The sequence below is a fragment of the Cytobacillus firmus genome (assembly GCF_023715565.1).
In the GTDB taxonomy this organism is placed as follows: domain Bacteria; phylum Bacillota; class Bacilli; order Bacillales; family Cytobacillaceae; genus Cytobacillus; species Cytobacillus firmus_C.
In genome coordinates this window covers 1-3470 of record NZ_JAMBOJ010000117.1, presented here as the reverse complement: position 1 = coordinate 3470, position 3470 = coordinate 1, and the positions used below count along the sequence as shown (strand labels likewise).

Below are 3470 nucleotides of genomic sequence, written 5' to 3'. Positions count from 1 at the left end.
TCTTTTTGCAGGTTTCCACTGACTATTTGCATGTTTGCTTGTTCTATTTGCAAGTTGCCGGCTTCTATTTGCAAACTCTTTGTTTATTTGCTAGGTTCCAGCAGTTATTTGTAAATTTGATTGCTCTGTTTGCAGGTTTCCAACGACTATTTGCAAATTTAATTGTCTATTTGCAAGTTGCCGGCTGCCATTTGCAAACTCTTTGTTTATTCGCAAGTTTCCAGCTGCTATTTGCATGTTTGATTGCTCTTTTTGCAGGTTTCCAACGACTATTTGCATGTTTGATTGTTCTATTTGCAAGTTGCCGGCTTCTATTTGCAAACTCTTTGTTATTTGCAAGTTCCCAGCTTCTATTTGCATGTTTGATTGCTCTTTTTGCAGGTTTCCACTGACTATTTGCATGTTTGCTTATTCTATTTGCAAGTTGCCGGCTTCTATTTGCAAACTCTTTGTTTATTTGCTAGGTTCCAGCAGTTATTTGTAAATTTGATTGCTCTTTTTGCAGGTTTCCAACGACTATTTGCAGGTTGATCGATCTATTTGCAAGTTGCTGGCCACTATTTGCAAACTCTTTGTTTATTTGCTAGGTTCCAGCAGTTATTTGTAAATTTGATTGCTCTTTTTGCAGGTTTCCAACGACTATTTGCATGTTTGATTGTTCTATTTGCAAGTTGCCGGCTTCTATTTGCAAACTCTTTGTTATTTGCAAGTTCCCAGCTTCTATTTGCATGTTTGATTGCTCTTTTTGCAAGTTTCCAACGACTATTTGCATGTTGATCGATCTATTTGCAAATTTCCGGCTCCTATTTGCATGTTCTTTGTTTATTCGCAAGTTTCCAGCTGCTATTTGTAAATTTGATTGCTCTTTTTGCAGGTTTCCAACGACTATTTGCAGGTTTGATTGTTCTATTTGCAAGTTGCCGGCTTCTATTTGCAAACTCTTTTACTATTTGCCAGTTTCCAGCTGCTATTTGCATGTTTGATTGCTCTTTTTGCAAGTTGCCGGCTTCTATTTGCAAACTCTTTGTTATTTGCCAGTTTCCAGCTGCTATTTGCATGTTTGATTGCTCTTTTTGCAGGTTTCCAACGACTATTTGCAGGTTGATCGATCTATTTGCAAGTTCCCACGGCCTATTTGCAAATCCACCATCCAGCCCAAAGCATGGTCTTTAAGCAGACGCTGCTCCCGGTCCCATACAGAAACTTGGATTGAATTATTCAATTTTTTCCATAGACACCTTCAACAGATCTCTAAAAAGCTCATTCAATTCCTTATTCTTCTGCCCCTTCAGCCATTCCACCTGGTTTATGGGCAGGTTTAATTTAAGTGTGATTTTTTCTTTCGGCATCTCGACCATTCGAATCGCTTCCAGCGTGATGCCAGCTTCAATATCGGGAAAGTCTGGCTGATCCTCTCTTATTCTCTGGAGCCCTTCATAGGTCTCTTCCGGGTCCACTTCGCACACTAAGCTCAGCCGGGGCAGCTTTCCAGGCACAACTTTTAGAAACATAAAAGAGCTGATCTGCCCGCCGTCTTCCAATTCTATTTCTGTGATTAAGCTTTCCCTGTCTTGATATTTTCTTAGAGTCACTTCGCTTACAATCATGTCTACTTCCAATGTACTTCCGGAAGACGATTCAAAGATATAGATAGAACTGCTAAATATATAGATTTCTTCCCCATCAAGATTTATTGATTTTATAGCAGACATTCTTGTTCCTCCATAAAATTCTTCAAAACTATTTTTTATATTCTCTATTAATTTACCACACAAAACCCAGCTCTACTACGATTGCCTCAAGCTGCGCTTATAGCATTACAAATTTCCCCTTTATGTTCCAATAACTACTAAATAAATAGGATATTCCCCCGATAACAATAGTATGACATGCCACTAGTTTTTGAAATTCATATAAAAAGGAGGAAAGGATCTTTCCTAATCAGTAGGCTTTTAGCTGTTCATATATTAAATGCACACTTCATCTTTATCAGGCATACAAATTACTAACAATGACAGGGAGTTGTCTACATGAATAAACTGCGCATCTGCTCATTCGCATTGATTGCCCTGCTGATCACAGCTTTCTTTTTCCTGCCAAGCACGCAGGCATCCGATAAGGTTCATACCGTTTCGTCCGGCGATACCGTACAGTCCATCGCCGCCAAATATATGATATCACCAGTTCAGCTTATGAAGCACAATGGATTGCCTGATGAAAACCTATATCCTGGCCAAAAGCTGCAAATCAATTCTAATACTTATAAAAGTGCACAATATCAATGGTATGAACGGGGCCGGCAAATTGCAAGCTACGCCAAAACGTTTGACGGTTTTAAGAAGGAGATGGGCGAAGAGTCTCCTGAAAAAGGCTTTGATTCCAGCGGCCTGATTTATTGGACCCTCTCACAGCAAGGCATCCCTCTGGATCGCACGACCAATGAAGGATTTTACAAGCTGGGAATGGATACAGCCTCCCCAAAAGCCGGGGATCTGATATTCTTTGTAAAAAAGGATAAGACCGGAGAAGTAACGGAAGTGATGACGGGCGGAATATACCTTGGGGATCATCAGTTTGTCCATTCCGGATATGGATCTTCTGCTGTTAAAGTAAAGTCTGTGTCTGACAATTGGTTTAAAGACTACAGTTACGTCTTTAAAACCTTCACACCCAAGGGGGAACATATTGTTCAAAACGGGGAGACATTAAGCAGTGTTGCAGCAAGATATAATAAGTCGGCGGCTGCTGTAAAAAAGCTAAATGGCCTTCCGTCTGACACCATCCTTGAAGGGCAATTTTTGCAGGTATATAATGAGCGGCTATTCCCTTTCTATTCTGAAGAGGATGTTGCTTATGATAAGGCCAACGATGTTATCAAGTATGTCTACACATTTAGAGGTTATGAATATGCATGGGGTGAGGAGAGCCCTGAAAAAGGCTTTGATTGCAGCGGTCTTCTTTACTATGTTATGAAGCAGCATGACTTGCCGATCACGCGGGAATCTGCAGCATCCTATTCAAGAATGCTTGATGTAACTTCTGAGCCGAAAACCGGGGATTTCATATTCTTTGAAAATACAGGCTCCCGTACAGGCGTTACACATGTTGGCATCTATCTGGGTGATGGGTATTTCATGAATACAACAGAGAGAGCCGGCGTGCACATCTCTCACTTATCATCATCCTTCTTTACTGAAAAATTTCACAGTTACGGGGACATCAGCTCTCTTATTCAATAAGTTCCAAAAAAGACTGCCTAATCTCACTTAACGGGTTCGGTTGACAGGGAGAAAACGTCAAAAAGTAAAACAAATAGTAAACAAAAAGGGCAGCTAATTAGCTGCCCTTTTAATACCCAAACTGGCATAGTTTTTAATAACCCTTATTTGGACAAATGTTTGTATTCAACTATTTCTATTTTTAAACCGTGAGTACATTTCTGCTTATTAATCTTTCCACTGTCACAGGAT

General features: G+C 40.0%; 5 protein-coding genes. 1 reads left to right on the top strand and 4 read right to left on the bottom strand.

What is annotated here, in order from left to right; all coding sequences use genetic code 11:
• Positions 1 to 90: 90 nt before the first annotated feature.
• The 4 genes from M3205_RS24930 to M3205_RS24915 all read right to left on the bottom strand — a co-directional run bounded on the left by M3205_RS24930 (position 91) and on the right by M3205_RS24915 (position 1712).
• Entirely contained in the window at positions 91 to 360 is a 270-nt protein-coding gene (locus M3205_RS24930) for a hypothetical protein (protein WP_251172335.1), read from the bottom strand.
• 223 nt (positions 361 to 583) lie between these two features.
• Positions 584 to 772: a hypothetical protein gene (locus M3205_RS24925; protein WP_251172334.1), complete on the bottom strand. Its 189-nt coding sequence runs from the start codon at positions 770 to 772 to the stop codon at positions 584 to 586.
• 31 nt (positions 773 to 803) lie between these two features.
• On the bottom strand, positions 804 to 1058 hold the full coding sequence (locus M3205_RS24920) for a hypothetical protein (RefSeq protein ID WP_251172333.1): 255 nt from the start codon (positions 1056 to 1058) through the stop codon (positions 804 to 806).
• Between the two features lie 156 nt (positions 1059 to 1214).
• A complete protein-coding gene (locus M3205_RS24915) occupies positions 1215 to 1712 on the bottom strand; it encodes a hypothetical protein (RefSeq protein ID WP_251172332.1) in 498 nt (165 codons plus the stop codon).
• Positions 1713 to 2030: 318 nt separating this feature from the next.
• Here M3205_RS24915 and M3205_RS24910 point away from each other — a divergent pair, with 318 nt between their 5' ends.
• Complete coding sequence (locus M3205_RS24910) at positions 2031 to 3239, top strand: C40 family peptidase (RefSeq protein ID WP_251172331.1); 1209 nt, start codon at positions 2031 to 2033, stop codon at positions 3237 to 3239.
• Positions 3240 to 3470 lie beyond the last annotated feature (231 nt).

Bases quoted from the DNA above. Each gene is read 5' to 3' on its own strand.
- M3205_RS24930 (WP_251172335.1), bottom strand. From the start codon at position 360: ATGCAAATAGAAGCTGGGAACTTGCAAATAACAAAGAGTTTGCAAATA.
- M3205_RS24925 (WP_251172334.1), bottom strand. From the start codon at position 772: ATGCAAATAGTCGTTGGAAACTTGCAAAAAGAGCAATCAAACATGCAA.
- M3205_RS24920 (WP_251172333.1), bottom strand. From the start codon at position 1,058: ATGCAAATAGCAGCTGGAAACTGGCAAATAACAAAGAGTTTGCAAATA.
- M3205_RS24915 (WP_251172332.1), bottom strand. From the start codon at position 1,712: ATGTCTGCTATAAAATCAATAAATCTTGATGGGGAAGAAATCTATATA.
- M3205_RS24910 (WP_251172331.1), top strand. From the start codon at position 2,031: ATGAATAAACTGCGCATCTGCTCATTCGCATTGATTGCCCTGCTGATC.